Source organism: Agromyces protaetiae, from assembly GCF_030866785.1.
In the GTDB taxonomy this organism is placed as follows: domain Bacteria; phylum Actinomycetota; class Actinomycetes; order Actinomycetales; family Microbacteriaceae; genus Agromyces; species Agromyces silvae.
Genome location: NZ_CP133018.1, coordinates 2926472 through 2952893, shown reverse-complemented (window position 1 = coordinate 2952893; position 26422 = coordinate 2926472). Strand labels below are relative to the sequence as shown.

The window sequence follows — 26422 nt, the reverse complement described above, 5'->3', positions numbered from 1 at the left end:
GGTTACGGCGTGTCGTGTGCGTGTTCCTGAGCAGGGAAGACGCGAGTGCGGAGGGGAGCGCGCGGGCGGGGCATCCGCGGCCCTCGAAAACGACGGATGCCGGCCGGGCCCGCAGGCCCGACCGGCATCCGATCGTGTGGTGACGGCGCTCAGCCGGCGATGACGCGGTCCACGAGGCGCTCGCCCGACTCGGCGTCGAACACGTGCACGTGGTTCGGCGTCGGCGTGAGGTAGACCGTGTCGCCCGCGTGCGGGTGGATGCGGCCGTCGACGCGCGCGACGATGTCGGTGCGCTTGCCCTCGATCTCGGAGTGGCCGTACAGGTAGCCGTCGGCGCCGAGCTCCTCGACGAGGTCGACGGTCACCGCGAGACCCTCGCTCGCCGTGGTCGAGACCTGGATGTCCTCGGGGCGGACGCCGACCGTGACGGCCTTGCCCGACGCGTGGTCGAGCGCCTGGCGCTCGACCGGCACGACGGCGGTGCCGAACCGGATGCCGCCGTCGGTCACGTCGGCGTGGAACAGGTTCATGGCCGGCGAGCCGATGAAGCCCGCGACGAACACGTTCTGGGGGCTCTCGTACAGGTCACGCGGGGTGCCGACCTGCTGGAGCAGGCCGTCCTTCAGCACCGCGATGCGGTCGCCCATCGTGAGCGCCTCGGTCTGGTCGTGCGTGACGTACACCGTGGTGACGCCGAGACGGCGCTGCAGCGACGCGATCTGCGTGCGCGTCTGCACACGGAGCTTCGCGTCGAGGTTCGACAGTGGCTCGTCCATGAGGAACACCTGCGGCTGGCGGACGATCGCGCGGCCCATGGCGACACGCTGACGCTGACCACCCGAGAGGGCCTTCGGCTTGCGGCTGAGGTAGGGCTCCAGGTCGAGGAGCTTCGCCGCCTCGAGGACGCGCGCGGCGCGCTCATCCTTGTTGACGCCGGCGATCTTGAGCGCGAAGCCCATGTTCTCGGCGACCGTCATGTGCGGGTACAGCGCGTAGTTCTGGAAGACCATGGCGATGTCGCGGTCTTTCGGCGGCACGTCGGTGACGTTGCGGTCGCCGATGAAGATGTTGCCCTCGTTGACCTCTTCGAGGCCGGCGAGCATGCGGAGCGACGTGGACTTTCCACATCCCGAGGGGCCGACGAGGACGAGGAACTCGCCGTCGGCGATCTCGAGGTCGAGCTTGTCGACGGCCGGTCGGGTGCCGCCGGGGTAGAGGCGGGTGGCCTGGTCGAACGTGACTGATGCCATGGTTGTGCTTCTCCTTCACCGGCAGGTACGTGCCGGACGATCCGTAGTGAATGGATGATCGCGTCGTCATCGACGCCTCATCAGTATGGCATGCGGCGTGCACCTGGGTGTTTCCCAGACACCGTACCTACTATCGTTAGGGCGTTCACACGCGAACTTCCGCGCGCCCACACAGCAGCGAGCCCCCGAAAAGCACAGTCCCGGAGTGACCATCGATGAGCAACGGCGGATCCAGTCAGCCACGCCCCACCCGTAACGATCGCAGAGAGGCGGCCAGGGAGAAGGCCAAGGTCCTCCGCGAACAGCAGAAGAAGAAGGACAAGCGCAAGAAGGTCCTGATTCAGGGTGGGGTCATCGTCGTGGTCGTCGCGGTCGCGGCCCTGATCGGCGCGCTCATCTTCAACAATGTGAAGCCTGCCGGCCCGGGCCCGGCCAACATGGCGAGCGACGGCATCGTGCTGACCGGCGCCGACGGCACCATCACCGCCGTCGAGACGCCCGCGCTCGACCCGGGCGAAGACCCCGTTCCCACCGAGCAGGACGACAGCGGCAATGTCGCGAACATCGTCACCTACGTCGACTACCTCTGCCCCTTCTGCGGCGATTTCGAAGCGACCAACGGTGAGACCCTCCGCACGCTCGTCGAGTCCGGGGCGGCCACGCTCGAGGTGCATCCCATCGCGATCCTCTCCAACAAGTCCGCCGGCACGCAGTACTCGCTCCGGGCCGCGAACGCCGCGGCGTGCGTCGCCGACCAGTCGCCCGAGTCGTTCTTCGACTTCAACGCGATCCTCTTCGAGAACCAGCCGGCCGAAGGCTCGACCGGCTTGTCGAACCAGGAGCTCAAGGCGCTCGCGTCCGACGTCGGGGTGTCCTCGCTCAGCGAGGTTGAGGCCTGCATCGACGAGACCCGATTCAAGTCCTGGGTGCAGGACTCCACGGCGCGCGCGCTCGCCGGGCCCATCCCGAACTCCGAGATCGAGAGCGTGCGGGGCACGCCGACGGTGCTCGTGAACGGCAAGTCCTACTCGGGCTCGCTCACCGACGCGAGCGAGTTCCAGGCGTTCGTGACGCAGGCCGCGAGCGAGAGCTCGCTCGAGTCGAACGACTCGACCCCGACCCCGACGCCGACCCCCGCGCCGTAACCGGTCGGCACACGACGAAGGGGCACCCGTTCCGGGCGCCCCTTCTTCGTGTCCGCTGCGCGCGATGCAGCTCACGTGACCCCGCGACTGCGGCGGGTCTCGCACTGCAGGAAGAATTTGTGCGGCTGCGGCGTGCCCGGCCCCGACACGCCGGTCGGGTGCGCGATCTTCCTGAGCAGGGAATCGGTCGCGTTGGTGGACGGAGTGGCCCGGCGGGCGCCGGGAGTGGGCCGCGGAGTGTGCGTGACGGCGCGCTTCCTGTGCAGGAAGAATCTGTGCGGCTGCGGCGTGCCGCGCCCCGACACGCCGGTTGGGTGCGCGATCTTCCTGAGCAAGGGAATGGGGGCGTGAGGGAATGGGCGCCTGAGGAGACGGCGCGGGTGAGGGGATGGCGCGGGTGAGGGGATGGCGCGGGTGAGGGGATGGCTCGGGTGAGGGGATGGCGCGGGTGAGGGGATGCCTCGGACTGGTGACGTGATGAGCGGATGCTTCGGGCGGAGGCCGGCCGCTCAGAACCAGATGCTGAGCTGTGGGGCCCTGGAGGCGGCGAAGATGCGGTCGGCGAGGGCGGCGACGCCGCGCCCGGTCTCGGTCACCGTCCCCGCACGGAGAAGGGTCGTCGGGCGGACGTCGCCCAGGTAGATCGCCCCGAGCTCGCGCACGCCGAGTCGCAGCGTGCCTGCTTTGCGGCGTCGGCGTGCGGCGGCGGCCGGGGCGTCGGCGGGCGCCTCGACCCGGCTGACCTCGGCGCGCCCGTCACTCGCGACCTCGAGCTCGAAGGTGCCGTCGGCGTGCCCGAGCGGGTCCTCGATCTCGAGCGTGAGCGAGCCCGGGGCGCCGTACCGGCGTGCACGCAGCGCGGCGACCGGATCGAGCACGCGGACCCAGAGGTGATCGACGACGTCGCTCACCGTCACGGCGCGACGATCCTCGAGCAACCACGGCAGCGGCTCGTCGACGGAGCGCAGCAGGGCGCGCACCTCGTCGATGAAGTCGACCTCGACCAGGGTGCGCCAGAGCGCCCGCTCCGCGTCGTCGGTCGCGGCGGCCATGAAGTTTGTCTGCAAGACGCCTGGTCGATCGGGCTCCCGAGTGACCCGGTACGTCAGAAACCCCTGCGGCTCACCGCGCTCGTCGTCGTACCGGATCGCGCGGACGCGACGCGACCGCTCGGCGTCGGGTTCGACGAGTCCGAGCACCCGGTCGAGGAGTCCCGGCCACCGGTCGATCTCACCCGGCGTGCGGGCGACCGCGCGGCGCGCGAGCTGCGGCGCGAGATCGCGGAGCGACGCCGGCTCGACGAGGTGGACCCGGCCCGGGGCATCCGGTCCGCTCCAGTGGGCGCGCCGCCGGTCGACGGAGACGGTCGCGCTGCGCGCGGCGGGCGCGAAGCCGTACCGTCCGTAGATCGTCGCCTCGGTGACCGTGAGCACGGCGAGGGCGGCACCAGCCTCGGTGGCGGCACGGAGCTCGGCCTCGAGCAGTGCTCGTGCGATGCCGCGACGTCGGTGCGTCGGAGCGACGGTCACCGAGCTCACGGCCCAGGCGTCGACGCTGCGGTCGCCCGGCACGCTGAGGCCGGTCGGCCAGCCCGAGATCGTGGCGACGGGGATCTCGGGTTCGGTCGCCGTCGCGTCGTAGACGCCGAGGAGCCGGCGGTCCCCGAACACGGTGCGTTCGAAGTCCAGCTCCGCGGCGGTCGGGCGGGGCTCGTGGAACCCGCGCTGGTCGGCGTGCAGCCAGGCGTCGAGCTCGACACGGTCGGCCGGGTCGACGGCACGATAGGTCAGGCCGCGCTTCCCGAGGAGTGACGCGGAGCGGCGATCGACGGGCAGGCTACGGAGATCGAACGGCACCGGACCAGCGTAGCGAGCGCACCTGGGGGTCGACAGGGTGGGCGCCGCGGCTGTCAGCCGAGCCGCGGCTCCGTCAGCCGAGCCGCAGCTCTGTCAGCAAAGCCGCAGCTCCGTCAGCCGAGCTGCAGCTCCCCGAGGTGCCGGTGCACCGACGACACGACCACCGACCCCTCGCCGACCGCGGCGGCCACGCGCTTCACGGAGCCGCGGCGCACATCGCCGACCGCGAAGCATCCGGCCGCCGAGGTCTCGAGCGGCTCCGGCGGGCGGTCGTGCGGCCACGCACGCCGCCCGCCCTCGGTGAGCACCTCGGCCCCGGTGATCACCGAACCCCATTGATCGCGAAGCACCTCCGGCGGCAGCCAGTCGGTGTGCGGGCGCGCGCCGATCGTGACGAACAGCGAGTCCGTCGGCACCTCGTCGCGGTCGCCACTGTCGGTGTGTTCGAGCACGACGGCGCCGAGCCGGTCGCCGGCCGCCGAGGGGCGCGCATCGACGACCCGCGCATTGGTGCGCAGTCCGACGCCGGCATCGGCGAGCTCGTCGATCAGATACTGCGACATGCTCTCGGCGAGCGACGGCCCGCGCACGACGAGCGCGACCGAGCGTGCGAACCGGGCGAGGTGCAGCGCTGCCTGCCCGGCAGAGTTGCCGCCGCCGATGACGAGCACGTCACGGCCGCGCTGGGCGCGCGCCTCGACGGAGGACGCGCCGTAGAACACGGATGCCCCGACGAATGCCCGAAGGGCCGGAACGCGCAGCCGCCGATAGCTCACGCCGGTCGCGAGCACCACGCTGCGCGTGCGCACACGGTCGGTGCCGTCGACGTCGAGCTCGAAGCCGCCGGTGCCGACCCGCATGCCGGTGGCGTGCCGCGCGTGCGCGACGGAGGCGCCGAACATCCAGGCCTGCCGGTAGGCGCGGAGCGCCAGGTCGGCGCCCGAGACGCCGCGTGGGAATCCCAGGTAGTTGCGGATCAACGAGCTCGATCCGGCCTGACCGCCGACCGCGCCCGACTCGAGCACGAGGGTGTCGAGGCCCTCGCTCGCGGCGTAGACCGCGGCCGCGAGACCGGCCGGTCCGGCCCCGACGACGGTGACCTCGACCTCGTGGTCGGGGAGCTCGGTCGTGAGGCCCGCGGCACGTGCGAGGTCGGCGTCGGTCGGGTCGGCGAGCACGTCGCCCGAGGGGGTGCCGACCAGGACGGCTGCCGAGGGGCGGCCGAGGGTCCTGAGTGTCTCAGCCTCGGGCTGCTCGGACTGGATGACCCGCGCGGGCGTGCCCTGGCGGGCGAGTCGCGCGCGCACGGCGTGCACGCGGGGGTCGCCGTCGTCGCCGACCACGGTGAACCTCGCCGGATGCACGGCCGAGGCCACCGCCCACTCCCGGAGGTACCCCGTGATCTCGGCGTGGAACGATTCGTCGTGCGGGCTGTCGGGCGCGACGACGTAGCCGTCGACCCGCCCCTGGGACGCGAGCTCGAGCAGTGTTCGGGTGGTGACGGCGTCGGCCCACCCGCCCCAGCCGATGAGCAACGAGCGCCGAGCGTCGGGCCAGCGTTCGCGCATGCCCGCGAGGCTCCCGCCGTCGCCCGCGGCGGCGGCGTCGACGAGCGCGAGGGCGATCGCGCGATGCGCCGCGGCGGCGGCGTCGAGCGCCTCGGCCAGCGCGGCGGCGCGCCGTGCAGCGACCGCGTCGAGCGCCTCGGCCGGGCCCGCAACGACCGCATCGAGCGCCTCGGCGGGGCGCTCGGCCTGGCCGGCCGCGGGCGCGGCCCCCGAGGCATCCGCCGGATCGCCCACGACGACGAGCTCGTAGTCGGCCGAATAGCGCGTGCGCAGGGCCGCGATCGCGGACCGCCCGGCCTCGCCCGCGGCCGAGACGAGGATGATCGGAGCCGTCTGCGCGACGTCGGTGTTGTCCTCGACCATGCCCGCCTCCGATCGACGGTCGTGCGCGACCAGCGCACGCCGCCAGGCTACGCCTCACGCACCGCCTCTGGACAGCCGGACGCCGGAGAACCAGACTTTCCCTCATGAACCGGGTCGCGGGCGCGATCAGGACACCCGACCAGCGCCTCCGCGTGTTCGTCAGCTCCACGCTCAAGGAGCTGGCGCCTGAGCGACGCGCCGTGCGCGCCGCGATCGAGCAGCTCGGGCTCGCGCCCGTCATGTTCGAGCTCGGCGCGCGCCCCCACCCGCCGCGCGAGCTCTACCGCGCCTACCTCGCGCAGAGCGACATCTTCGTCGGCCTCTACGGGGAACGGTACGGCTGGGTCGCGCCGGGCGAGGAGATCTCCGGGCTCGAGGACGAGTACCGGCTCGCGCCGCCCGAGCTGCCGAAACTCGTGTACGTCAAGGAGGCGGCGTCGACGCGCGAGCCTCGGCTCGCCGAGCTGTTGCACCGCATCCGGGACGACGACGGGGCGTCGTACGTGTCGTTCAGCGGTCCCGACGATCTCGCCGCGCTCGTGCGCGCCGACCTCACGACGCTGCTCGCCGAGCGGTTCGCCCTCGCGGGCGCCGGCGTGCGCGCCGAACCGGACGACGAGGCGACGGCCGGGTTCCGGGCGGAAGCCACGTTGCCGGCCGTGCTCACGCCGCTCATCGGGCGTGCCCACGAGCTCGAGACGGTGACCGGGTTGCTGGGTGGCGACGCCCGCCTCGTGACGGTGACCGGGCCCGGCGGCATCGGCAAGAGCCGGCTCGCGATCGAGGCGGCGCGCGCGATGCACGACCGATTCGCCGACGGCATCGCCTTCGTGGACCTCGCGCCCGTGACCGACCCTGCGCTCGTGACGCGAGCGGTCGCCGAGGCGATCGGCGTGCGCGACCTCGGCGGCGGCGGGCTCGACGAGAAGCTGCGGACGGCGCTCCACGGTCGTCGGCTGCTCATGCTGCTCGACAACTTCGAACAGGTCGTCGATGCGGCACCTGAGCTCCGCGCGCTGCTCGCGGACGTGCCGACCGTGAGTGCGCTCGTGACCAGCCGCATCCTCCTGCGCGTCTCCGGCGAGCACGGGGTCGAGGTCGGCCCGCTGCCGCTCCCCGATCCCGAGCGCGCGGCGGCCGCCGTCGGGGAAGCGGCGCGCAATCCCGCGGTCGCGCTCTTCGTGGAGCGCGTGCGCGCGGCGACGCCCGACTTCGAGCTCACGACCGAGAACGCCGACGACGTCGCGCGGATCTGTGTCGCGCTCGACGGGGTGCCGCTCGCAATCGAGCTCGCGGCCGCGCGGGCACGGGTGCTGACGCCCGCGGCGCTGCTCGACCGTCTCGACCGTCGGCTGCCGCTGCTCGCCGGGGGACCGCGCGACCTGCCCGAACGGCAACGGACCATGCGGCGCGCGATCGAGTGGAGCACGCAGCTCCTCGAACCGTCCGCGGCCGAGCTGCTCACCCGGCTCGGCGTGTTCGCGGGTGCCTTCCCGCTCGAAGCGGTCGAGGCGGTCGCGGCCGGCATCGCCGACGGCGATCTCCTCGACGACCTCGCGGCCCTCGTCGACGGGAGCCTCGTGCATCAGCAGGAGCACGGCGACCGGGCGGTGTTCACGATGCTCGCGACCGTGCGCGAGTACGCCCGCGAGCAGCTCGACGGCCGCGCCGATGCGCGTGAGCTCCGTGATGTGCACGCGCGCTGGTACGTCGCGCTCGGCGAGCAGGCCGAGGCCGAGCTCGAGGGGCCGCGGCAGCACGCCTGGGTCGCGCGGCTCTCGGAGGAGGCCGACGACCTGCGTGCCGCGATGCGGCATCTGCTCGACACCGGACAGTCGGAGCTCGCCGCGCATTTCGCGTGGACCCTCTACGTGTACTGGTGGGTCGACGGGCATCTCGGCGCCGTCCACGCCTGGATGACCGAGCTGCTCGACGCCGACGGCGACCTCGACGATCTCACACGTGCGACGGCGCTCTACTTCACGCGTGCGATCGGGTTCTGGCAGAACCCGAACGACTGGGTCGTGCCCGGGCTCGAGGAGAGCGCCGAACGGTTCCACCGCGCGGGCGACCGGTCGGGTGAGGCGCTCGCGCTCATCTCCCTCGGGCTCGCGCTGCTCGGCGCCGAGCGCCCCGACGCCCAGCGCGCCGGGGTCGCGCTCGAGACCGCGCTGAACCGGTTCCGCGAGGCCGGCGACCACTGGGGTGAGGCCATGGCGCTCGTCACGATGGGCCGGATCGCGCTCGTGCAGCAGCAGCTCGCCGCGGCGCAGGGGTACTTCGATGCGAGCCTCCGGGTCGCGACGACGCAGGGCGATGAGCTGGGTGCCGCCATCGCCATGCACCACCGCGGCTGGGCGGAGATCCTGCAGGGAGCGGTCGGGCAGGCGGCTGCGCAGTTCTCGCGGAGTCTCGCGCTGTCGCACGGGCTCGGCCACGACGAGGGTGTCGCGTACGGACTCGAGGGGCTCGTCGCGGTCGCCGCCGCACGCGGCGACGCACGCCGCTCGGGCGAGCTGCTCGGCGCGGCCGAGGTGCTGCGCGAGCGCACGGGTCTCTACAACGCGCCCTCGTTCAGCTTCTTCGGGCCCTTCGTCGAGCCATTCACGGCGGGGCCGCTCGCGGGCGAGTTCGCGGCGGGCCGGCGCACCGGCCGCGGGTTGCGCGTCGCCGAGGCGGTCGCGTTGGCGGCGACGGATGCCTCGGTGGCGGATGCCGCGGCGACGAGGGTTGCGGGGCCGGATGCCTCGGTGGCGGATGCCTCGGTGGCGGATGCCTCGGCGACGAGGGTTGCGGGGCCGGATGCCTCGGTGCCGGATGCCTCGGTGCCCGATGACTCCGGGCCGGGCGTCCCGGCGAAGCCGCCTCCCGAGGCGAGGCGGGGCATCGTGGGGGAGCCCACATGACCGCCGCGCGGGACGATCGGGTCCTCCCGTTCACGCGCGTCGTGGGCGCGCTCATCCTGCCCTTCCTCGTCGTCGCGGCGGTGCTGCTGCTCGGGCTGCCGGGGGAGACCGAGACCCATTTCGCGTGGACCATCCTGCCGCCGCTCACGGCGACCCTTCTGGGATCGGCCTACGCGGGCGGGATCTGGTTCTTCATCCAGGTCGTCCGGCAGCGTGCCTGGCATCGTGTCGCATGGGGGTTCCCTGCGGTCGTCGTGTTCGCGACGCTCCTCGGCACCGCGACGGCGCTGCACTGGGACCGCTTCCACCCGGGGCATCCGTCGTTCGTGACCTGGGCGACCCTGTATGTGCTCACGCCGCCGCTCACGCTGCTCGCGCTCATCCTCAACGTCCGGCACGACCCGCGCACGATGGAGCCGGGGGACGTCGAGATCCCCGCACCGTGGCGTGTATCGCTCGCCCTCGTCGGCGGCGCGGCCGCGGTCACCGGGCTCGTGCTGTTCAGCATGCCCCTGATGCTGATCGGCACCTGGGGCTGGGAGGTGACTCCGCTCACCGCGCGGGTCGTCGGCGCGGTGCTGACGCTGCCGGGCTTCGTGAACATCTGGATGCTCCGCGACCGTCGTTGGTCGTCGTTCCGATGGGTGTTCCAGGCACAGCTCGTGAGTCTCGCCGCCATGCTGTTCGGCCTCGTCATCCGGAGCGGAGACGTCGCGTGGGACCGGCCGGCGGCCTGGGCCTTCGTCATCGGCATCGTCGCGTCGGCCGGCGTGTACGGCGTGTTCGTCGGCATTATGGAGGAACGCCGCCGAGCCGCCGCGCCCACCCGCGTCTCGGAATAGCGGCCCGGAGTAGCGGCCCGGAGTAGCGGCCCAGGAACGGAGGTCAGTCGCGCCGCGGGGTGGAATCGCGGAGGACGACCAGGGGTTCGATCGAGGCGTCGCCACCGGCCTCGTCGAGGGCGAGGCGGAGCGCGCGGCAGCCGATCTCATCGAGCGGGAGGTGCACCGTCGTGAGCGACGGGCTGACGTCGCGAGCCGTGGCGATGTCGTCGAAGCCTGCGACCGCGAGATCGCGACCCGGTGCCAGCCCGGCGTCGCGGATGGCCGACAGTGCGCCGATGGCCATCACGTCGGTCGCAGCGAACACCAGCTCGACACCGTCGAGGCCGCGCTCGATCAGCTCGCGAGTGCCGGCGTACCCGCCGTCTCGCGTGAGTGCGGCACGCATGACGTCGGCATCATCGAGCCGGCCGCCGCCGGCCGTGATCCCGGCACGGAACCCGTCGAGCCGATCGCTCGTCGTGCGCAGGTCGTCGGCGCCGGTGATGGCCGCGAACCGCCGGTAGCCGAGCCCGAGCAGCTCTCGGGCGAGCGCCTCTGCGCCCGCCCGGTTGCCGAGTCGCACGGTGCGGAAGCCGAGCTCGTTGCGGCTGATGAGCACGACGCGGCCGCCCGCGTCCTCGTAGGCGGCGAGCTCGGCGGCCAGGGCGGCGCCGGTCTCGTCGACCTCTGGCCGCGAGCCCGCCAGCACGATCACCCGCGGACGCTGGCCGCGCAGACGTCGTACGAGGTCGAGCTCGCGTTCGGGATCGCGTTCGGTGGCGGCCATGGTCACGATCAATCGCTCTCGATCGGCTTCGGCGATGACGCCCGACGCGATCGAGGAGAAGTAGGGGTCGGTGAGGTCGGCGACCACCAGGGCCACCGTCGTCGTGGTGCCGCGCGCGACGGCCTGCGCGGAGAGGTTCGGGGTGTATCTGAGCCGTGCCGCCGCCTCGATGACCCGCTGGCGGTAGTCGTCGTTGACGCGCCGCGTGCTGCCGTTCAGCGAGCGCGAGGCCGTCGCGAGCGAGACTCCCGCCTCACGGGCCACATCGTGAAGGGTCGCCGGGGCGGTGGGGCTGGACTCGGACATGGGTCCTCCTGGGCACGCGACTGCATCGGTACGGGGCGCCTCATCGTATCGTGAGGGATGCTCGCATGGGAGGGGTCTGTCAGGACGGTCGTCCAGGGGTCGAGCGTCGCGTGTCGCCTCGGTGGGTCAGGCGGCGCCGGTCACCAGCGCGTTGACGCGGCGCTGCCACGTGGCATCCGCCCACATGGGGTGATGCGGAGCCGCGTTGGAGCACGCGACCACGCCCCAGACGCCGTGCTCGAGCGCGGTGCGCACGCCGTGCTCGGCGAGCGCGCGGCCGACCGGGCCCTCCTCGAACGTGCCGTGCAGCGGCGTGTAGCCGACCCAGCCCTCGCCCACGACCGCGGGCACGCCGCGCCACCTCGCCCACTCGGCGATCGCGATCACGCGCGACTCGATCTCGCGCAGCATCACCTCGCGGTATTCGCCGTAGTGGTCGTACAGCCAGGTGTCCCACGCGTCCGCGTCGAGCTGGTCGTAGCCGTAGATCATCTGGTCGGTGATCACGGTGGCCTCGAGCTTCCACGGCGCGGGCCGGCCGTACTCGGCGAAGCTCGGCGCGTCCGGGCGCAGCAGCGCGCGCAGCTCGGCGTTCGGGAAGCCCTCGGTGCCCTCGGACCGGATGTCGATGCGCCGCTGCAGGGCGTCGAGCACGCCGTAGCTGTACACATGGAACTGCGCCACGCCCAGCGCGGGGGAGAGCCGGTGCATGGCCAGGTGCGGCGGCTTGCCGTAGCTCGCGGTCACGAGCTGGTTCGGATGCCTCGACCGCAGCCACTCGATGGCGGCTTCGCCGCCCTCCTGCACTGGCGGCAGGATCGAGAAGTCGACCTCGTTGTGCAGTTCGGTGAACGCGATCGCGTCGGCGAGTCCGGATGCCTCGAGCTCGGCGAGGATGCGGTCGAAGGCCTCGGCGAGCACGCGGTACCGGTCGGCGAGTGGCACCTGGTCGATCGCCCGGAACCAGCGCTCGTCGCCCGCGAACGAGGGCGACTGCTGGTACTCCCAGCTCGCGAGGATCACGACGACGCCGTGCCGCTTCGCGGTCTCGACGAGCTCGAAGAGGCGCGAGCGCACGTCGATCGAATAGCCGCCCGGCGTGTCGTACCAGCGCGTGCGCTCGCCATAGTAGCCGCCGGTGGTGGCCGCGCCGAGCCCCTCGATCGGCAGATCGGCGGCCAGGTCGTCGAGGCGTGCGCCGTCGACCTGCAGCCCGCCCGCGACGAGCAGCGGCGCGGCGCAGATGCGGATCGCGTTGTAGCCGCGGTCGACGGTCTCGGCCATGGCACGGTCGAGGTGCTCGTACGGCTCGCCGGCGCCGGCACGCGTGTACCACGAGAAGTCCCACAGGCTGATCGCGAGCCGCTCGGGCAGATGCCCGGGGATCGGGCCGGTCAGGCCTGGCTCGGGCGCCGCGGGTGCGGCGGGCGTGCCCAGGTAGCGCTCGGTCATGCGGCGGCCCGCCCTCCGGCTCGGCCTGCGGCGGCGAGCGTGCGGAGCTCGTGCGCCTCGGCGGCGCGGCGCTCGGCCGTGTCGACCGAGAACAGCAGCAGCTCGGGGAGCGAGGTGGCGAAGTAGTCGACCGTGTCGGCGGCGGCGTCGAGCGCATCGGCGCGGGCCTCGAGCGCGGCCCAGACCCGCTCGGCCGCGTCGGTCTCGCCGAGCAGCGTGTGCGCGTGGCCGATCCAGGCGTCGCCCGCGGTGACGACGTGCTCGCCGGCGGCGAGTGGCCCGCCGCCGTCGCGTGCGCGGCGCCAGGCCGCCTCGGCGGACAGGCGATCCCCGCGCGCGGCGTGCGCGTTGCCGAGCAGCACGAACCGCTCGGCGACGACGACCGCGGGGTGGCGGCCCTCGCCGAGGTGCTCGGGCACCCGGATGCCGCCCTCGAGCAGCTCGATCGCCGCGGCGGTCTCGCCGCGGGCGAGCAGGTCGCGGGCGACCGCGGCGCTCGCCCGGTCGAACACCGAGATGACCTGGCCCTCGCCGCCCTCGAACGGCTGGAACGCACGGCCCGCCAGGAAGGCGAGTGCCTCGTCGGCGCGGCCGACGTCGACGAGGAGGTTCGCGGAGCCGATCGCGAGGTCGTCGCGGATCAGCACGCCGGGGCCTGCGGCCTCGATCGCGGCGAGCCGGTCGGCGGCGGCGATGCCGCGGACCGCGGCGAGCTGGTCGCGTTCGTACACGAGGCGGGCGTCGCCAGGGCTGAGTCGCAGGGCGATGCCGTAGCGGCGGTCGGCCTCCGCGAGGTCGCCGCCCGTGTTCACGAGGGCGACCGCGGCATTGCGCCAGACGACGGGGTCGGCCGCCCCGGCGGGGTCGGTCGCGGAGCGGGCCGCAGCGGAGTCGGTCTCGGATCCGGTCGCGGTGGGATCGCCACCTGCGATGGCCGCGTCGAGCGCGACGAGCGCGTCGGCCGTGCGGCCGGCATCGAGCAGCCAGCAGCCGAGGTAGCCTTCGGCCCGCGTGTCGGCGGGGTCGGCCGCGAGGGCGGCCTCGAGCACGGCGAGGTCGTCGAGGCCCGCCGGGAACGCGAGCCGCGGATCAGCCGCGCGGGCGGCGGCGCGGGCCTCGGCGGCACCGGCCGCATCACCGTCGGTCTCGAGGAACGCCGCGACCGTGTAGTGCGCGAGCGGTGCCGGATTGCCGAAGGGACCGGGTTCGGCCGCGCTCGCGCGCCGCGCGAGCGCGAGCCCGCGGGCGCGATCGCCCATGCGGTGCAGCTCGTGTGCCATCGTCACGAGCGTACGCGCGTCGACCGGGTCGAGCGCGTCGTCGAGCGCCGCGAGCAGGGGGTCGAGCGGGTCGGCCGCTCGCGCAGCCGCGAGCTCGCGTTCGGCGGTCGCGGCAGCGGTCGTGCCGAGGGACGACGGTGCGCTCGCGGACGTCGCCGCGCCGAGCACGCGGAGCGCGACGATGCGCGCGGCGATCGCCTGCGGGCTGGCGGGGTCGGCTGCCAGGGCGGCGTCGGCGAACTGCAGCGAACGTGCCGCGTCACCGGCGCGGAGCGCGAGCCGGGCGCGGCCGAGCGCGGCGGGCAGCGTGAGCGTGCCGTCCCAGCCGGCCTTGCCGAACGCATCGCCCGCCTCCTGCTCGCGCCCGAGACGTTCGAGCACGAGCGCGCGCAGCAGGTGCACGTCGCCGTGCTGGGGGTTGAGGTTGCGTCGCGTGAGCCGCTCGACCGCGCGGTCGAGGTGGTCGAGTGCGACGTGGAGCTCGCCGCGGTCGTACGCGAGGCGCGCGAGCGCGATGCGTGCGCGGCTGTCGCCCGGGTCACGGCGCAGCGCCTCGGCGAAGTACGGTTCGGCGGCGCGCGTCGGGTGGCGGTACTGCACGAGGTGCAGCCCGGTCAGGTAGAGCTCGTCGGCGCTGTCGATGTCGGCGGCGGCGGGCGGCTCGGTGGCGACCCACGGCTCGCCCGCGGGCACCTCGTGCGCGCGCCACTCGACGAGCGTGCGGCCCGCGGCGGTCGCGACGACGACGAGGTCGTCGCGCGTCAGGTCGCCGGTCGCGTCGACGGTCGCGGTGAACGGATGCTCCGGGCTGATCGCCGTCGTCCACGCGGCCAGCACCGCCTCGCCCCGGCGGACCTCGATCGCGACCGACTCGTGCGCGGCGGTCGTCGCGATGCCCACGCGCACGGTACGACGGGCGCCGGCGCCCGGGGCATCCGTTCCGACCGGGGCATCCGTTCCGACCGGGGCATCCGTATCGCCCGAGGCATCCGTTCCGACCGGGGCATCCGTTCCGCCCGGGGCATCCGTATCGCCCGAGGCATCCGGCCCGCGTTCGCTGACCTCGACCGCCACCGCCGCCTCGAGCGTGGCCTGCACCGCAGGCCCGATCTCACGGATCGGGTACCAGAACTGGCGGAACTCGCGGGTCTCGCCCGGCTGCAGCCAGCTGAAGTCGGGCTGGTTGTCGGTGAAGACGCCCGCCATGAGCTCGACGTACGGGCCGTCGCCGTCGGTGAGGTGGCGATCCCAGGCATGGCCGACCTCGCCATCGCCCCACGTCCACTGCTTCTTGCCGGGCGCGATCGCGCGGTCGGCCCAGTGCACGAACCCGGCCCGGGCGTCGTGGTCGTAGCCGCCGAAGAAGTCGTCGGCGGTGTCGGTGATCATGTACGACGTCGGCACGGGGATGTTCGAGTAGAGGTCGATGCGATCGGCATCGGGGCGCTCGGCCGCGAGCTCCGGGTAGTCGACGCCGTAGTAGGGGCGGTCGGCTCGCGGGAACGCGGTGATCGCACGGCGTGCGTGGTCGGCGACGTAGCGCACATCGGTCGGGAAGAACGACTGGTAGCGCTCGTGCGACCGGGCTGCGACGTTCGCCCACCAGAGGAAGGTCTGCGGCACATCCGTGCGGTTGGTGAGCCGCGCGTCGAGCTCGATGAGCGCCCGGTCGGCGTGCAACCGGATGCCGTGGCTGCCGCGCATGCGCTGCAGCTGGTCGAGGTCGCTGTGCCAGACCGTGACCGAGCCGTCGTCGTGGTGCTCGATCGTCGTCTCGACGGGAAGGTAGGTCGCGGGCCGGTGGTGCTGCGGCCAGTTGAACTCGACGCCGCCCGAGATCCACGGGCCAGCGAGGCCCACGAGCGCGGGCTTGATCACGTTGTTGCGGTAGAAGAAGTCGTAGTCGGCGGTCTTGTCGTAGCCGATGTGGATGCGGCCGCCCAGCTCGGGCAGCAGCACGAGGCGCACCCACCGGTTCTCGAGGTGGATCGCGCGCCAGGCGCGCGGCGCCTTCTCGGACTGGATACGGTCGGTGAACGGGATCGGGTACACCTTGCCGCTCGAGCCCTGATAGACGCGCCGGTCGAGGAAGAGCGGGTAGCGGTCGGGCTCGGCGGGCTCGTACGTGTCGATCGTGAGCGGGGCCTCCCAGCAGGCGACGCCGCCGGCCTCGAGGATCTGCTGCTGCGACTCGGGGGCGTCGGGCAGCGCGATGGGGTGGTTCGGGGAAGTCACGCGTCAACGCTAGGTCGGCGGATGTCTCTGGCACATGGCCGATCGTCGGACGCACATGGACGATTCCACGCCGTGGCGCTGCGCGGCCATGACAGGATGAGGACGTGGAGCGTCGCGACGGGTTCGAGAACCAGCGGTTGTGCGTGGTGCCGAGGCCCGCGGTCGCCGAGGCGCTCGCGCGACCGGTCACGCGGCGGCTCGTCGTGACCGACGCGGGCTGGTTCCCGCGGGCCGGGGGGCACCTGCGTGTGCGGCAGAGAGGCGCCGAGGAGGCGATCGTCATCGTCTGCGTCGACGGCGCCGGCTGGCTCGACCTGGACGGGACGCGCGTGCGGGTGAGCCCGTCGACGGCCGTGCTCGTGCCGCCGGGGGCCGCACACTCGTACGGGGCTGATCCGGAGCATCCATGGACGATCTGGTGGTGTCATCTCCGCGGGAGTGATCTCGCCGACCTGTGGGCCGCCGTGGGGGCGGACGTGGGTCGGCCGCTCGTGTCGCTGCGCGCGTTGGACCGCGTGACCGTGTTGCTCGACGAGATCGTGTCGGCGCTCGAACGCGACCAGTCGCCCGCTCGGCTGCTCGCGACCGCGGGCATCGCGTGGCGACTCATGACGCAGCTGGCGGTCGACCGCAAGCTGCCCGAGCAGGGCGAGCCGCTCGAACGCGCGATGCGGTATCTCGAGGAGCGGGTCGACGGGGCGATCAGGGTCTCGGACCTGGCGCGGCTCGTGGGCGTGTCGACCTCGCATCTCGGGGCGCTGTTCCGGGAGGCGACGGGTGGTGGCGTGCTCGCCTATCACACCGCACTCAAGATGGCTCGGGCGCGGAGGCTGCTCGACACGACCGCCTTGCATGTGTCCGAGATCGCTCGTGACGTGGGGTACGCGGACGCGTTCTACTTCTCGCGGCAGTTCAGCCGCGTGCACGGGATGAGCCCGACGGAGTACCGGGTGCAGCGGAAGGGCTGAGCGGGCGGCCGTGTCGTGGCCCGGACGCGCTCGCCGCGGGACTTGTCCACAATGGGCCGGCCGAGTGGACTACTCGATGTGGTGAGTTCAAGTATATTGACATGCAATCGTCGAATGCTTGGAGTGTGTCATGGCGCGTGCCGGTCAGAGTCGAGTGGAACGTGGCTGCGGGATCGAATCCGGAGGCCGGGCGGGCTGGGCGATCGCCATCGGGTCGGTGCTCTGCGTCGGCCTGGTCGGCGGGCTCGTGTCGCCGGGGTGGGCGGTTGAGCCGCCTGGTGGTGGTGCGGGTGGGGTGGAGTTGGGGTCGTTCGCGCTGGGGGATGCGCTTGAGGGGACGATCGGTGAGTTGGATGGGTCGTTTGGGTTCGGTCTGTCGGCGGGTGGGGTGCAGCTGGGCTGGGATTCGCGTGCGGCGGCGGTCGATGCGGTGGGGCTCGGTGGCGGTTGGTCGTTCGGGTTGGCGACGGTGCGGGTGGTTGGTGGGGTGTGGGTGTATCCGGCGTCGGGTGGGGCGTTCGCGATGAATGCGTCGGTGCCGTCGGGGCTTGATGGGTATTCGGGTGTGGATGTGGTGTTCCGGGCCGCGGTGCCGGGTGCGGTGGTGCCGGCGCGGGCGGACGGGTCGGTGGGTGAGACGCCGTATGCGTTCGTGTTGCATGAGCTGGGTGGGGTGTCGACGTATTTCGACGCGGCGGGGTTGCCGGTCACGCACACCACCGGGGAGGGGGTGCGGATCGGCACCAGGTACTGGGCCGACGGTTCACGCCGCGAGCACACGACCGAATCCGGGTCGACCCGGTACTACTGGGACGGCGACCGGCTCCTCAACGACGTGCATGACACCGCCGACGGCGCGCACGGCACCGCGAGTTACCTGATCGGAGCCACTCGGCACACCCGAAGCATCCGCCCCGCCGATGACGCGGCGAGCACGTCGTACTACGGCACCGACCGACACGGCAACATCACTGACCTGACCGACCACACCGGCACGGTCACCACCTCGTACGCGTACACCGACTACGGCATCGCAACCGTGACCGGCGACCAGCCCGACCAGCTTCCGGCAGGCATCGGCGAGCTCGGCCACAACCCGTTCCAATACGCCGGCGAATACACGTACCGCGACGGCAGCCAACCCCTCGGCCCGCGCATCTACGACCCGGCACAGGCCCGCTTCACCACTCAAGACGACGCACCCCTCGCGAACCTGTACGCCTACGGCGACCTCAACCCGATCACCAACATCGACCCCACCGGACGCGACGCCGAAAAGGACCTGATGCACACCATCGTCGGCGCGGTCGCGTTCGGCATGGCCCTGTTCGGTGGCCTGGCGATGGTCATGACGCCGGGCATACTGTTCAACGTCTTCGGGTTCATCGGTGTCGCGATCGCCTTCGGCGACACCCTGCTTGCGGCCATTCAGGCCATCGAGGCAAGCCAGAGGATCGACATCGCGAAGGATGACCGCGCCATCGAGATCGCCTCCTGGGCGTTCGCCGCCGCGAGCGTCGTCGTCGGCTTCGGGGGTGCGGCCGCCAGGTGGGCGGCGCGCGGCGGCAGCAAAGCCGCGACGACCTGCTTCGAACTCATGAACTGCGCCGATCGCCTGAGCGACGGGGTGAGCAGCCTCGAACGGCGGCAACAGCAGATCATGCGCTGGAACACCTGGCTGGCCAATGCCGATCTGGACGGGCTCGCCGGTGCGGCGGCGAACCTCACGGATCGCGCGACGGCGAAGACCGTCGACAATGCGCTGAAGCATCTGCGCTTCGCGAAATCGATCGCGGCGACCGAGGCGAACACCGCACGTGATTTCGGCGGCAACGTGCTGGAACAGACGCGCACGGCCGTCAAGACCGTGCATCACAGCCTCACGTACGATCTGAAGGCCGCTCGCGTCTACTTGTCTGCGGCTGAGACCCGGCTCCGCAGGCAGGCGAGGTCGGGTCTCGCCGGAACGGAACAGGCGCGCGACGCGTTCAGCCGGGTGGGAGCGATGCAGAAGGAGATCGGTGGCCTGTTCGCCAAGGAGACGACCCCGGTTCCCACGCCAGCCCACTCGTCGCGCAGTTCCAGGGAGTCGTCGCCGGACCGGAGCGAGGCTTCTCCGCTCCTGCTCCGAAGCGTGTCGCCGGACGACAGCCGGCGCCCGCTGCTCGATGCGGACTTCTGACGGGCGACCGAGCGTCGGTGCACCGAACATCGGCGACCTGGGTCCGTTGACCGGTGCGGCACCTGCTCGATACGTTCGGCGAATGATCACGATCGGCGAACTCCGGGCCATCCCGATCTTCGCGCCCTTGCCCGATCCGACGCTCGTGTACCTCGCGAACGCGGTCGAGGACATCCGGCTGGTCCCCGGCGAGTACTTCGCGCACGAGGGCGACGAGCGGGCGCTGTTCGTCGTGGTCGAGGGCGGCGCCGAGATCACGAAGGTCGTCAACGGCGAGGAGCGCGTGATCGGGCGGCGCAAGCCCGGGCAGTTCTTCGGCGAGGTGCCGATGACGCTCAGCACGCCGTTCCCCGCGAGCGGCCGCGCCGACCGCGCCGCGCGGATCGTCAAGCTCGACGTGACGGCGTTCTACACCGTCGCCTCGATGGCGCCGTCGATCCCGGCGCGCGTCGCGTCGCTCGCGCGCCGCTACCTCGACTCCCTCCAGGACCTCGCCGCCGAACAACCCGAGACCGAGGTGCGACTCGTCGGGCCCCGGCAGCACGCACGCACGCATGAGATCGCAGGATTCCTCACCCGCAACCAGGTTGCCTTCGAGCGCGTGACCGTCGACGCGCCCGACACCGATCGAACCGGCGCCTCCTGGCCGATCCTCGAACGTGCCGACGGTGCACGGCTCGTCGCCCCGAGCCTGCGCGCGGTCGCCGTCGCGGCCGGGCTCGAGGTCGAGCCCACGGCCACCGACTACGACGTCGTCATCCTCGGCGCCGGGCCGGCCGGGCTCACCGCTGCGGTGAACGCCGCAGCCGAGGGGCTGCGCACCGTCGTGATCGAGTCGCTCGCGCCCGGCGGGCAGGCCGGCACTTCGACCCGCATCGAGAACTACACCGGGTTCCCGTTCGGCATCTCGGGCGACGACCTCGCGAGCCGTGCGCTCAAGCAGGCGAAACGTCTCGGCGCCGAGATCGTGGTGACGCGCACGGTCGAGACCATCCGGCCGGGCCGTGCGGGTGTTGCACTGCACGAGGTCGTGCTCGACGGCGGCGACACGCTGCGCGCCCCCGTCGTGATCGTCGCCACCGGCGTGGCGTGGCGCACACTGCCGGTCCCGGGCATCGAGCGGTTCCTCGGCAACGGCGTCTTCTACGGCGCCGCACGCAGCGACGCCGCGCTCGCGAAAGGCGCCGACGTGGCGATCGTCGGCGCGGGCAACTCCGCCGGACAGGCCGCGATCTTCTTCGCACGACACGCCCGCACCGTCACGATGCTGGTTCGCGGTCCATCGCTCGAGGCGAGCATGTCGCGCTACCTCATCGACCAGATCGGCGACCACGGCGGCATCGCCGTAGAGACGCGCAGCGAGATCGCGGCGCTGCACGGCGACCGCGAGCTGGCGTCCGTCGACGTCTACGACCGCCGGGCGGAGCACACGACCCGGCGTTCGTTCACGGTCGTCTTCATCATGATCGGCGCCGACGCGGTCACCGGCTGGCTGCCGGCGGACGTCGTGCGCGACGCGCACGGCTTCACGCTCACGGGCACGGATGCCTCGGACGCCGGCGCCTGGCCGCTCGACCGCCGGCCGTTCGCGCTCGAGACGAGCGTGCCCGGCATCTTCGCCATCGGCGACGTGCGCTCGGGCTCGGTCAAACGCGTCGCGGCGGGCGTCGGCGAAGGCGGCATGGCTATCGCCTTCGTGCACCAGTACCTCGCACTGCGCCGCCAGCCCGCCGACGCCTGAATCGGCGCACGGCACCGGGCCCGAGGCATCCGCCACGAGGCTCGTCAGCCGACCGCGACGCGCAGTGGGGCGATTCCCGAGACCCGAGGCGATTCCTTGAAACAGGTATGGAACCTTCCGTAGAAGTATATTAGAGTGCACTTTGATCCCTTCGATATCCATGAGTTTGGAGTGTGCAATGCTGCGTGCCGACCAATGTCGAGTCGACCGATCTCGAGAACGCGGGCTCGGGAGGTGGGGGCTCGCCGTCGGCGCCGTGTTGTGCGCCGGGTTGGTCGGGGGTTTGGTCTCGCCGGCGTGGGCGGCGGCGCCGCCCGACGGTGAGGCGGGCGACGTGCAGCTGGGGTCGTTCGCGCTCGGCGACGCGCTCGAGGCGACGATCGGTGAGCTGGACGGGGCGTTCGGGTTCACGGTCGCGGCGGGTGGGTTGCGCCTGGCGTGGGATTCGCGGGCCGCGGCGACCGATGCCGTGCGGTTGGGTGGTGGCTGGTCGTTCGGGTTGACGACGCTCAAGGTGACCGGGGGTGTCTGGGTGTACCCGCCGACCGGTGGGGCGTACCCGATGAGTGCGACGTCGCCTTCGGGGCTGGAAGGGTATCCGGGGTCGGATGTGAGGTTCGCGCGTGCGGAGGCGGGCGCGGTCGTTCCGGCGCGGGTCGATGGGTCGGTCGGCGAGACGTCGTACGCGTACGTGTTGCATGAGCTGGGTGGCGCGTCGACGTATTTCGATGCGGCGGGGTTCCCGGTCGCGAAGCTGGTGGTCGGTGGTGACCGGTTGGATTGGCGCTGGCAGGCTGGGGGGAGCGGCCAGTTGCTTGCCGCGGTGAGCCCTGATGGGTCGGTGACGTCGCTGGATTGGTCGGATCCGTCGCGGCTGGTGATCGTGCCGGGGAGTAATGTGACGGCGCCGGTCGAGGGTTCGGGTGTGGGCGGGCGGTGGCTGGTCGAGCTCGATGGTGGTCGGGTGTCGGCGGTGTCCGGTCCGGGTGGGGGGTCCACTCGGGTCGGGTATGACGGTGCGGGCCTGGTGGAGCGGGTGAGTACGCCGTCGGGTGGGTCGACGGTGGTGGAGTGGCAGGCGTCGACCGATGGTGTGGCGCGGGTGGACCGGGTTCGGCTGGTCGATGAGGTGACCGGTGCCGAGCTGAGCGTGCGCGAGTGGGGTGTGCATGGTGGGGCGGTGCCGAGTGGGTGGCCGTTCGTCGACGCGTCGGTCGCGGTGGGCGGTGCGGCGCTGGCTGTCGCCGCGCCGGGTGCGCCGGGGTATGAGGCGTGGTTGTCGGATGGGAAGACGCGGGTTGATTCCACGGTCGATGCGCAGCGTCGGTTGACGGAGCGTGCGGTTGCGGTGACGGCGACGTCGGGTGAGCGGGTGGTGCAGGAGCAGGCGTTCGAGTATCCCGAGCCGGATGCGTCGGCCGGTGCGCCGGTCGCGGGTTCGAAGCCGGTCGCGGCGACGACGGTCTTCCATGATGGGCAGGGTGCGTCGCGGTCGGCGGGGGAGTCGTATGTGTTCGATGAGTTCGGGCGGATGACCAGCCGGGTCGACCGGGTCCGGAACGACGCCGGGCAGCTGGACGCCACACGCACCGCGTACGAGTACGACCTGCGTGAGCGGCTGATCCGGTCGAGTGTGCACGAGAGCGACGCACCCGACAGCCGGGTCGTGCAACGCACCGAGTACGTGCCGACGGTGGGTGGGGACCTTGCCGCGGAGACGGTGATCACGAACCCCGACACGGCCGAGCAGGTCAGCACCACACGCCGGTTCGAGTACTCCGAGGTCGGTGAACTCCTCGCGATCGAGACCGACGGTGACCGGCGTGCGCAGCAGTTCGACGCCGACGGCAACCTGACCGTGTCCGGGGTCGGCGCCGCGTACGAATACGACGCCGCGAACCGCCCGATCGTGCAGACCACGATCGACGGCGTGCAGATCGGCACCAGGTACTGGGCCGATGGCAGCCGTCGTGAACGCACGACCGAGACCGGTTCGACCAGGTTCTACTGGGACGGGGCCACCCTGCTCAACGACGTCCACGAGACCACGGACGGCGAGGGCGGCACCGCGAGCTACCTGATCGGCACGAGCCGGCAGGCGCGCATCACCGATACCGGGGATGGGCCGGCGGTCACGTCGTACTACGGCACCGACCGGCACGGGAACGTCACCGAGCTCCTCGATCAGGATGGCGCGATCCGGACCTGGTACGCGTACTCCGATTACGGTGTGCCGACCATCACCGGTGCGCAGTCCACCCCGCTTCCCGGCGGTGTCGGCGAGCTCGGGTACAACCCGTTCCAGTACGCCGCGGAATACACGTACCGCGACGGCACCCAACCCCTCGGGCCGCGCACCTACGACCCCGTTCAGGCACGCTTCCTCACCGAAGACGCCGCGCCCCTGGCGAACCTCTACGCCTACGGCGACCTGAACCCGATCACCAACATCGATCCCAGTGGGCGGCAGTCGGAGGTCGACACATTCCGACTCGGCGCGGTCGCGGTCGGGTTCGCGATGGCGTTCGTCGGCGCGCTGGCGTTCCTGGCAAGCGGTGGCTTTGCTCTTGGCGCGCTCGGCATTGTCACGGGCGTGGTCGCCGGCGGCGACGCCGTGCTCGCCGGGTTCGAGGTGGCCCACGCGCTTGGGAAGGTGCAGTGGGTCGACAAGGAGGCAGTCGAGATCGCCTCATGGACCTTCGCCGCAGTGAGCGCCGCGCTCTTCATCGGCGCTGGTGTGACCAAGATCGCTCAGAGTGTCGGCAAGCGCCTCGACGCGGAAACGTTGATTCGAAGAATCGAGGGCCGTTCCATTGACCTCCAAAAGATCGGTGTCACTGAACTCGATAACGCCGTCAAAGCCGTCAACGACCTGAAGTTCCAGACGCATCTCGCGACGGTCACGCTCACGCTCGACGCGCACGTGGGGCGCGTGCTCAAGAGATTCATGACCCTCAGGACGAACTATACGAACCTCCCCGACCCCGGCAACGACGCCGCAAGAGCCGCGAACTACGACACGTTCGTGCAGAAGCTCGCTGACATCGACGCGAACCTCGTGATGTACGCAAAGGACGTGCAGAAGCACCTCACGAAGGCGCAGGCACGGCTGTCGAAGATCGACCCGCAGGGACATCACGCGATTCACGCTGGGACCGTCCGCACGGCTCTGGAGCAGGCTGATGAGGTGCTCGGCGTCAAGAAGGCTGTGGTCGACATCCCGGCGGACGCGCACACGGATTACCACGTTCCCTCCGCCGACAGCACCCCGCCAGCGACCAGGCACGTCAGCGGGGTCGGGGACGGCAAGCCAGCCCCTCTCAAGAGGGACAGCAGCTCGGGTGAAGACGGCGGCGACTACACCGGTGGTTGGTAATAGACCCACTCGCACCTGCAATTTGCGATCCCTCGGCGGGTAGATGGTGCGGGAAGGCTGATCCCTCCTCCGTCACCCAGCTGCCGACTCGACGCCGCGCGCCCGTCGTGATTCACCACGACGGGCGCGCGGCGTTGCCAGGGCGCCCGCCGCGAGGCATCCGCCCAGCCTTGCAGCCGGTCAACCCTTGGAGGCGCCCGCCGTCAGATCCGCCTTCCAGAAGCGCTGCAACGAGACCATGAGCACCACGAGCAAGATCACCGACACTGCCGACCCGGTCACGACGAGCGTCGTGAATGCCGGGTCGCGCTGGATCTGCGAGTTCCAGAGGGTGAGCCCGAGCGTGATCGGGAACCGCCGCGTGTCGTTCAGCATGACGAGCGGCAGCAGGTAGTTGTTCCAGATCGTGACGAACTGGAACAGGAAGATCGTGACGATCGCGGGCGTCATCATGCGCGTCGCGATCGACGCGAAGATCCGCAGGTCGCCGGCGCCGTCGATACGCGCGGCCTCGATCACCTCGTCGGGCACCGACGAGTTCGCGTGGATGCGCGCGAGGTACACGCCGAACGGGCTCACCATCGACGGCAGCAGCACGCTCCAGTACGAGCCGGTCAGCCCGACCGAGTTCAGCAGGAAGTACAGCGGCAGCGCAATGACCGTCGCGGGCACCAGCACGCCGCCGAGGATCGTCCAGAACAACGTCTCCTTTGCCGGGAACGCGTACTTCGCGAATGCGTAGCCCGCCGCGGTCGAGATCACCGTCGCGACGAGCGCGCCGACGCCCGAGTAGATGACCGAGTTCACGATCCAGATCGAGAACGCGCCACCGTCCTGCGTGAACAGCGACACGAGGTTCTCCCACGCCTGCGGCGCATCCGAGAACCACAGCCCGAACGTGGAGTACAGGTCGCCGGGCGACTTCGTCGCCGCGATGAGCACCCACACAATCGGCAGCAGGAAATAGATGGCCGCGACGACGAGCGCGGCATTGACGAGCACCATGCCGGCGACGCCGCCGGGGCGGCCGACCGGTCGTGCGATGGGCGCGGGAGCCCGGCGCGCGCGGCGCGCACGGCCCGAGGCGTCGGCGTCGACCGTGACCGCGGCGCGCGTGGGGGAGTCGGTGGTCACCATGCGCGGTTCCCCTTCCGGTTGACGATCCGCAGGAACAGCGCCGAGAACGCGAACGCGAGCACCGCCACGATGACGGCCATGGCCGCCGCCAGGTTCGGGTTGCCCTGCGCGAACGCCTGGTTGTACGCGGCGAGATTCGGCGTGAAGTCCGAGCTGATCGCGGTCGTGAGCGGGCGCAGCACGAGCGGCTCGACGAATAGCTGCAGCGTGCCGATGATCGTGAACAGCGTGATGAGCACGATCGACGGCCGGATGAGCGGCAGCTTGATGTGCCAGATCATGCGCCACTCGCCCGCGCCGTCGAGGCGCGCGGCCTCGTACAGCTCCGACGGGATCGCGTCGAGCGCCGCGATCAGGATGAGCATGTTGTACCCCGCGAAGCCCCAGAGCGCGATGTTCGCGATCGCGAACAGCACCGCGTCGCTCGACAGCGGGTTCACCTGGATGCCCAGGCTGCTGAGGAACTGCAATACGGGGCTCGTCGCCGGGATGTACAGGAAGCCCCACAGCAGCGAGGCGATGACGCCCGGCACGCCGTAGGGCATGAAGTAGGTGACACGGAACAACCGCGGGAATCTCGCGGCCGCGGCACCGAGCAACAGCGCCAGGCCGAGTGCGGTGACCACCATGAGCGGCACCTCGATCGCCGCGAACAACACGAGGCGGCCGAGGCTCGCGATGAACGACGGGTTCGACAGCGCGCCGAGGTAGTTGTCGAGGAACACGAACTCGCGCGTCGGCGCACCGAGCCCGAGACCGCTCGACCGCTGCGTGAACAGGCTGTCGACGATCGCGAACACGATCGGCGCGACGAAGAACGCCGCGAACATGACGAGGAACGGCACGAGCAGCACCCACAGGGCAGCGGGGGTGCGGCGGCTTCCACGTCGGGCGAGCGGAGCGGCGGTGGTTGCCGACACGGTGACTCCTCGGGTGTTTCGGGTGGTGCTGGACCGGCTGCCGGCGAGGCATCCGGTTGGTGATGCGGTGAACGGATGCCCCGGGGCATCCGCTGATCCGGCCGGAGGCGGGTTCGGGGCGGGCCG

15 protein-coding genes are annotated in these 26422 nt (G+C 71.6%); 7 read left to right on the top strand and 8 right to left on the bottom strand.

Features of this window, described 5'->3' with window-relative positions; translation table 11 throughout:
* Nucleotides 1-149 precede the first annotated feature (149 nt).
* Nucleotides 150-1250, bottom strand: a complete 1101-nt coding sequence (locus QU602_RS13495; RefSeq protein WP_308796981.1) for an ABC transporter ATP-binding protein — start codon at nt 1248-1250, stop codon at nt 150-152.
* Between the two features lie 215 nt (nt 1251-1465).
* On the opposite strand from QU602_RS13495, the gene QU602_RS13490 reads away from it, so the two are divergent.
* On the top strand, nt 1466-2395 hold the full coding sequence (locus QU602_RS13490; protein ID WP_308796980.1) for a DsbA family protein: 930 nt from the start codon (nt 1466-1468) through the stop codon (nt 2393-2395).
* Nucleotides 2396-2904: 509 nt separating this feature from the next.
* On the opposite strand, the gene QU602_RS13485 is transcribed toward QU602_RS13490, so the two are convergent.
* Nucleotides 2905-4251, bottom strand: coding sequence for a GNAT family N-acetyltransferase (locus tag QU602_RS13485; protein ID WP_308796979.1), 1347 nt, complete (start codon nt 4249-4251; stop codon nt 2905-2907).
* Nucleotides 4252-4364: 113 nt separating this feature from the next.
* Entirely contained in the window at nt 4365-6182 is a 1818-nt protein-coding gene (locus QU602_RS13480; protein ID WP_308796978.1) for an NAD(P)/FAD-dependent oxidoreductase, read from the bottom strand.
* Between the two features lie 104 nt (nt 6183-6286).
* Here QU602_RS13480 and QU602_RS13475 point away from each other — a divergent pair, with 104 nt between their 5' ends.
* Entirely contained in the window at nt 6287-9088 is a 2802-nt protein-coding gene (locus QU602_RS13475; protein ID WP_308796977.1) for an ATP-binding protein, read from the top strand.
* On the top strand, nt 9085-9930 hold the full coding sequence (locus QU602_RS13470; protein WP_308796976.1) for a hypothetical protein: 846 nt from the start codon (nt 9085-9087) through the stop codon (nt 9928-9930). The genes QU602_RS13475 and QU602_RS13470 overlap by 4 nt, the downstream gene beginning before the upstream one ends.
* Nucleotides 9931-9973: 43 nt before the next feature.
* Here the strand turns inward: QU602_RS13470 and QU602_RS13465 are convergent, their stop codons facing one another.
* The 3 genes from QU602_RS13465 to QU602_RS13455 form a co-directional block, all read right to left on the bottom strand.
* A complete protein-coding gene (locus QU602_RS13465; RefSeq protein WP_308796975.1) occupies nt 9974-11005 on the bottom strand; it encodes a LacI family DNA-binding transcriptional regulator in 1032 nt (343 codons plus the stop codon).
* A gap of 126 nt (nt 11006-11131) precedes the next feature.
* Nucleotides 11132-12457, bottom strand: a complete 1326-nt coding sequence (locus tag QU602_RS13460; protein WP_308796974.1) for a cellulase-like family protein — start codon at nt 12455-12457, stop codon at nt 11132-11134.
* Nucleotides 12454-15972: a DUF5107 domain-containing protein gene (locus QU602_RS13455; protein WP_308796973.1), complete on the bottom strand. Its 3519-nt coding sequence runs from the start codon at nt 15970-15972 to the stop codon at nt 12454-12456. Before QU602_RS13455 ends, QU602_RS13460 begins: the two co-directional genes overlap by 4 nt.
* Nucleotides 15973-16076: 104 nt before the next feature.
* Between QU602_RS13455 and QU602_RS13450 the strand changes: the two genes are divergently transcribed.
* The 4 genes from QU602_RS13450 to QU602_RS13435 all read left to right on the top strand — a co-directional run bounded on the left by QU602_RS13450 (nt 16077) and on the right by QU602_RS13435 (nt 24239).
* Nucleotides 16077-16940 carry an AraC family transcriptional regulator gene (locus QU602_RS13450; protein WP_308796972.1) on the top strand — a complete coding sequence of 288 codons (864 nt, stop codon included), beginning with the start codon at nt 16077-16079 and terminating at the stop codon, nt 16938-16940.
* A 130-nt stretch (nt 16941-17070) separates the two neighbouring features.
* On the top strand, nt 17071-19122 hold the full coding sequence (locus tag QU602_RS13445) for an RHS repeat-associated core domain-containing protein (protein WP_308796971.1): 2052 nt from the start codon (nt 17071-17073) through the stop codon (nt 19120-19122).
* 82 nt (nt 19123-19204) lie between these two features.
* Complete coding sequence (locus tag QU602_RS13440; protein ID WP_308796970.1) at nt 19205-20863, top strand: FAD-dependent oxidoreductase; 1659 nt, start codon at nt 19205-19207, stop codon at nt 20861-20863.
* Nucleotides 20864-21041: 178 nt separating this feature from the next.
* Complete coding sequence (locus QU602_RS13435; RefSeq protein ID WP_308796969.1) at nt 21042-24239, top strand: RHS repeat domain-containing protein; 3198 nt, start codon at nt 21042-21044, stop codon at nt 24237-24239.
* 180 nt (nt 24240-24419) lie between these two features.
* On the opposite strand, the gene QU602_RS13430 is transcribed toward QU602_RS13435, so the two are convergent.
* Both QU602_RS13430 and QU602_RS13425 read right to left on the bottom strand, forming a co-directional pair.
* Nucleotides 24420-25376: a carbohydrate ABC transporter permease gene (locus QU602_RS13430; protein ID WP_308796968.1), complete on the bottom strand. Its 957-nt coding sequence runs from the start codon at nt 25374-25376 to the stop codon at nt 24420-24422.
* Nucleotides 25370-26296, bottom strand: a complete 927-nt coding sequence (locus QU602_RS13425) for a carbohydrate ABC transporter permease (protein WP_308796967.1) — start codon at nt 26294-26296, stop codon at nt 25370-25372. Before QU602_RS13425 ends, QU602_RS13430 begins: the two co-directional genes overlap by 7 nt.
* Between the last annotated feature and the right edge of the window lie 126 nt (nt 26297-26422).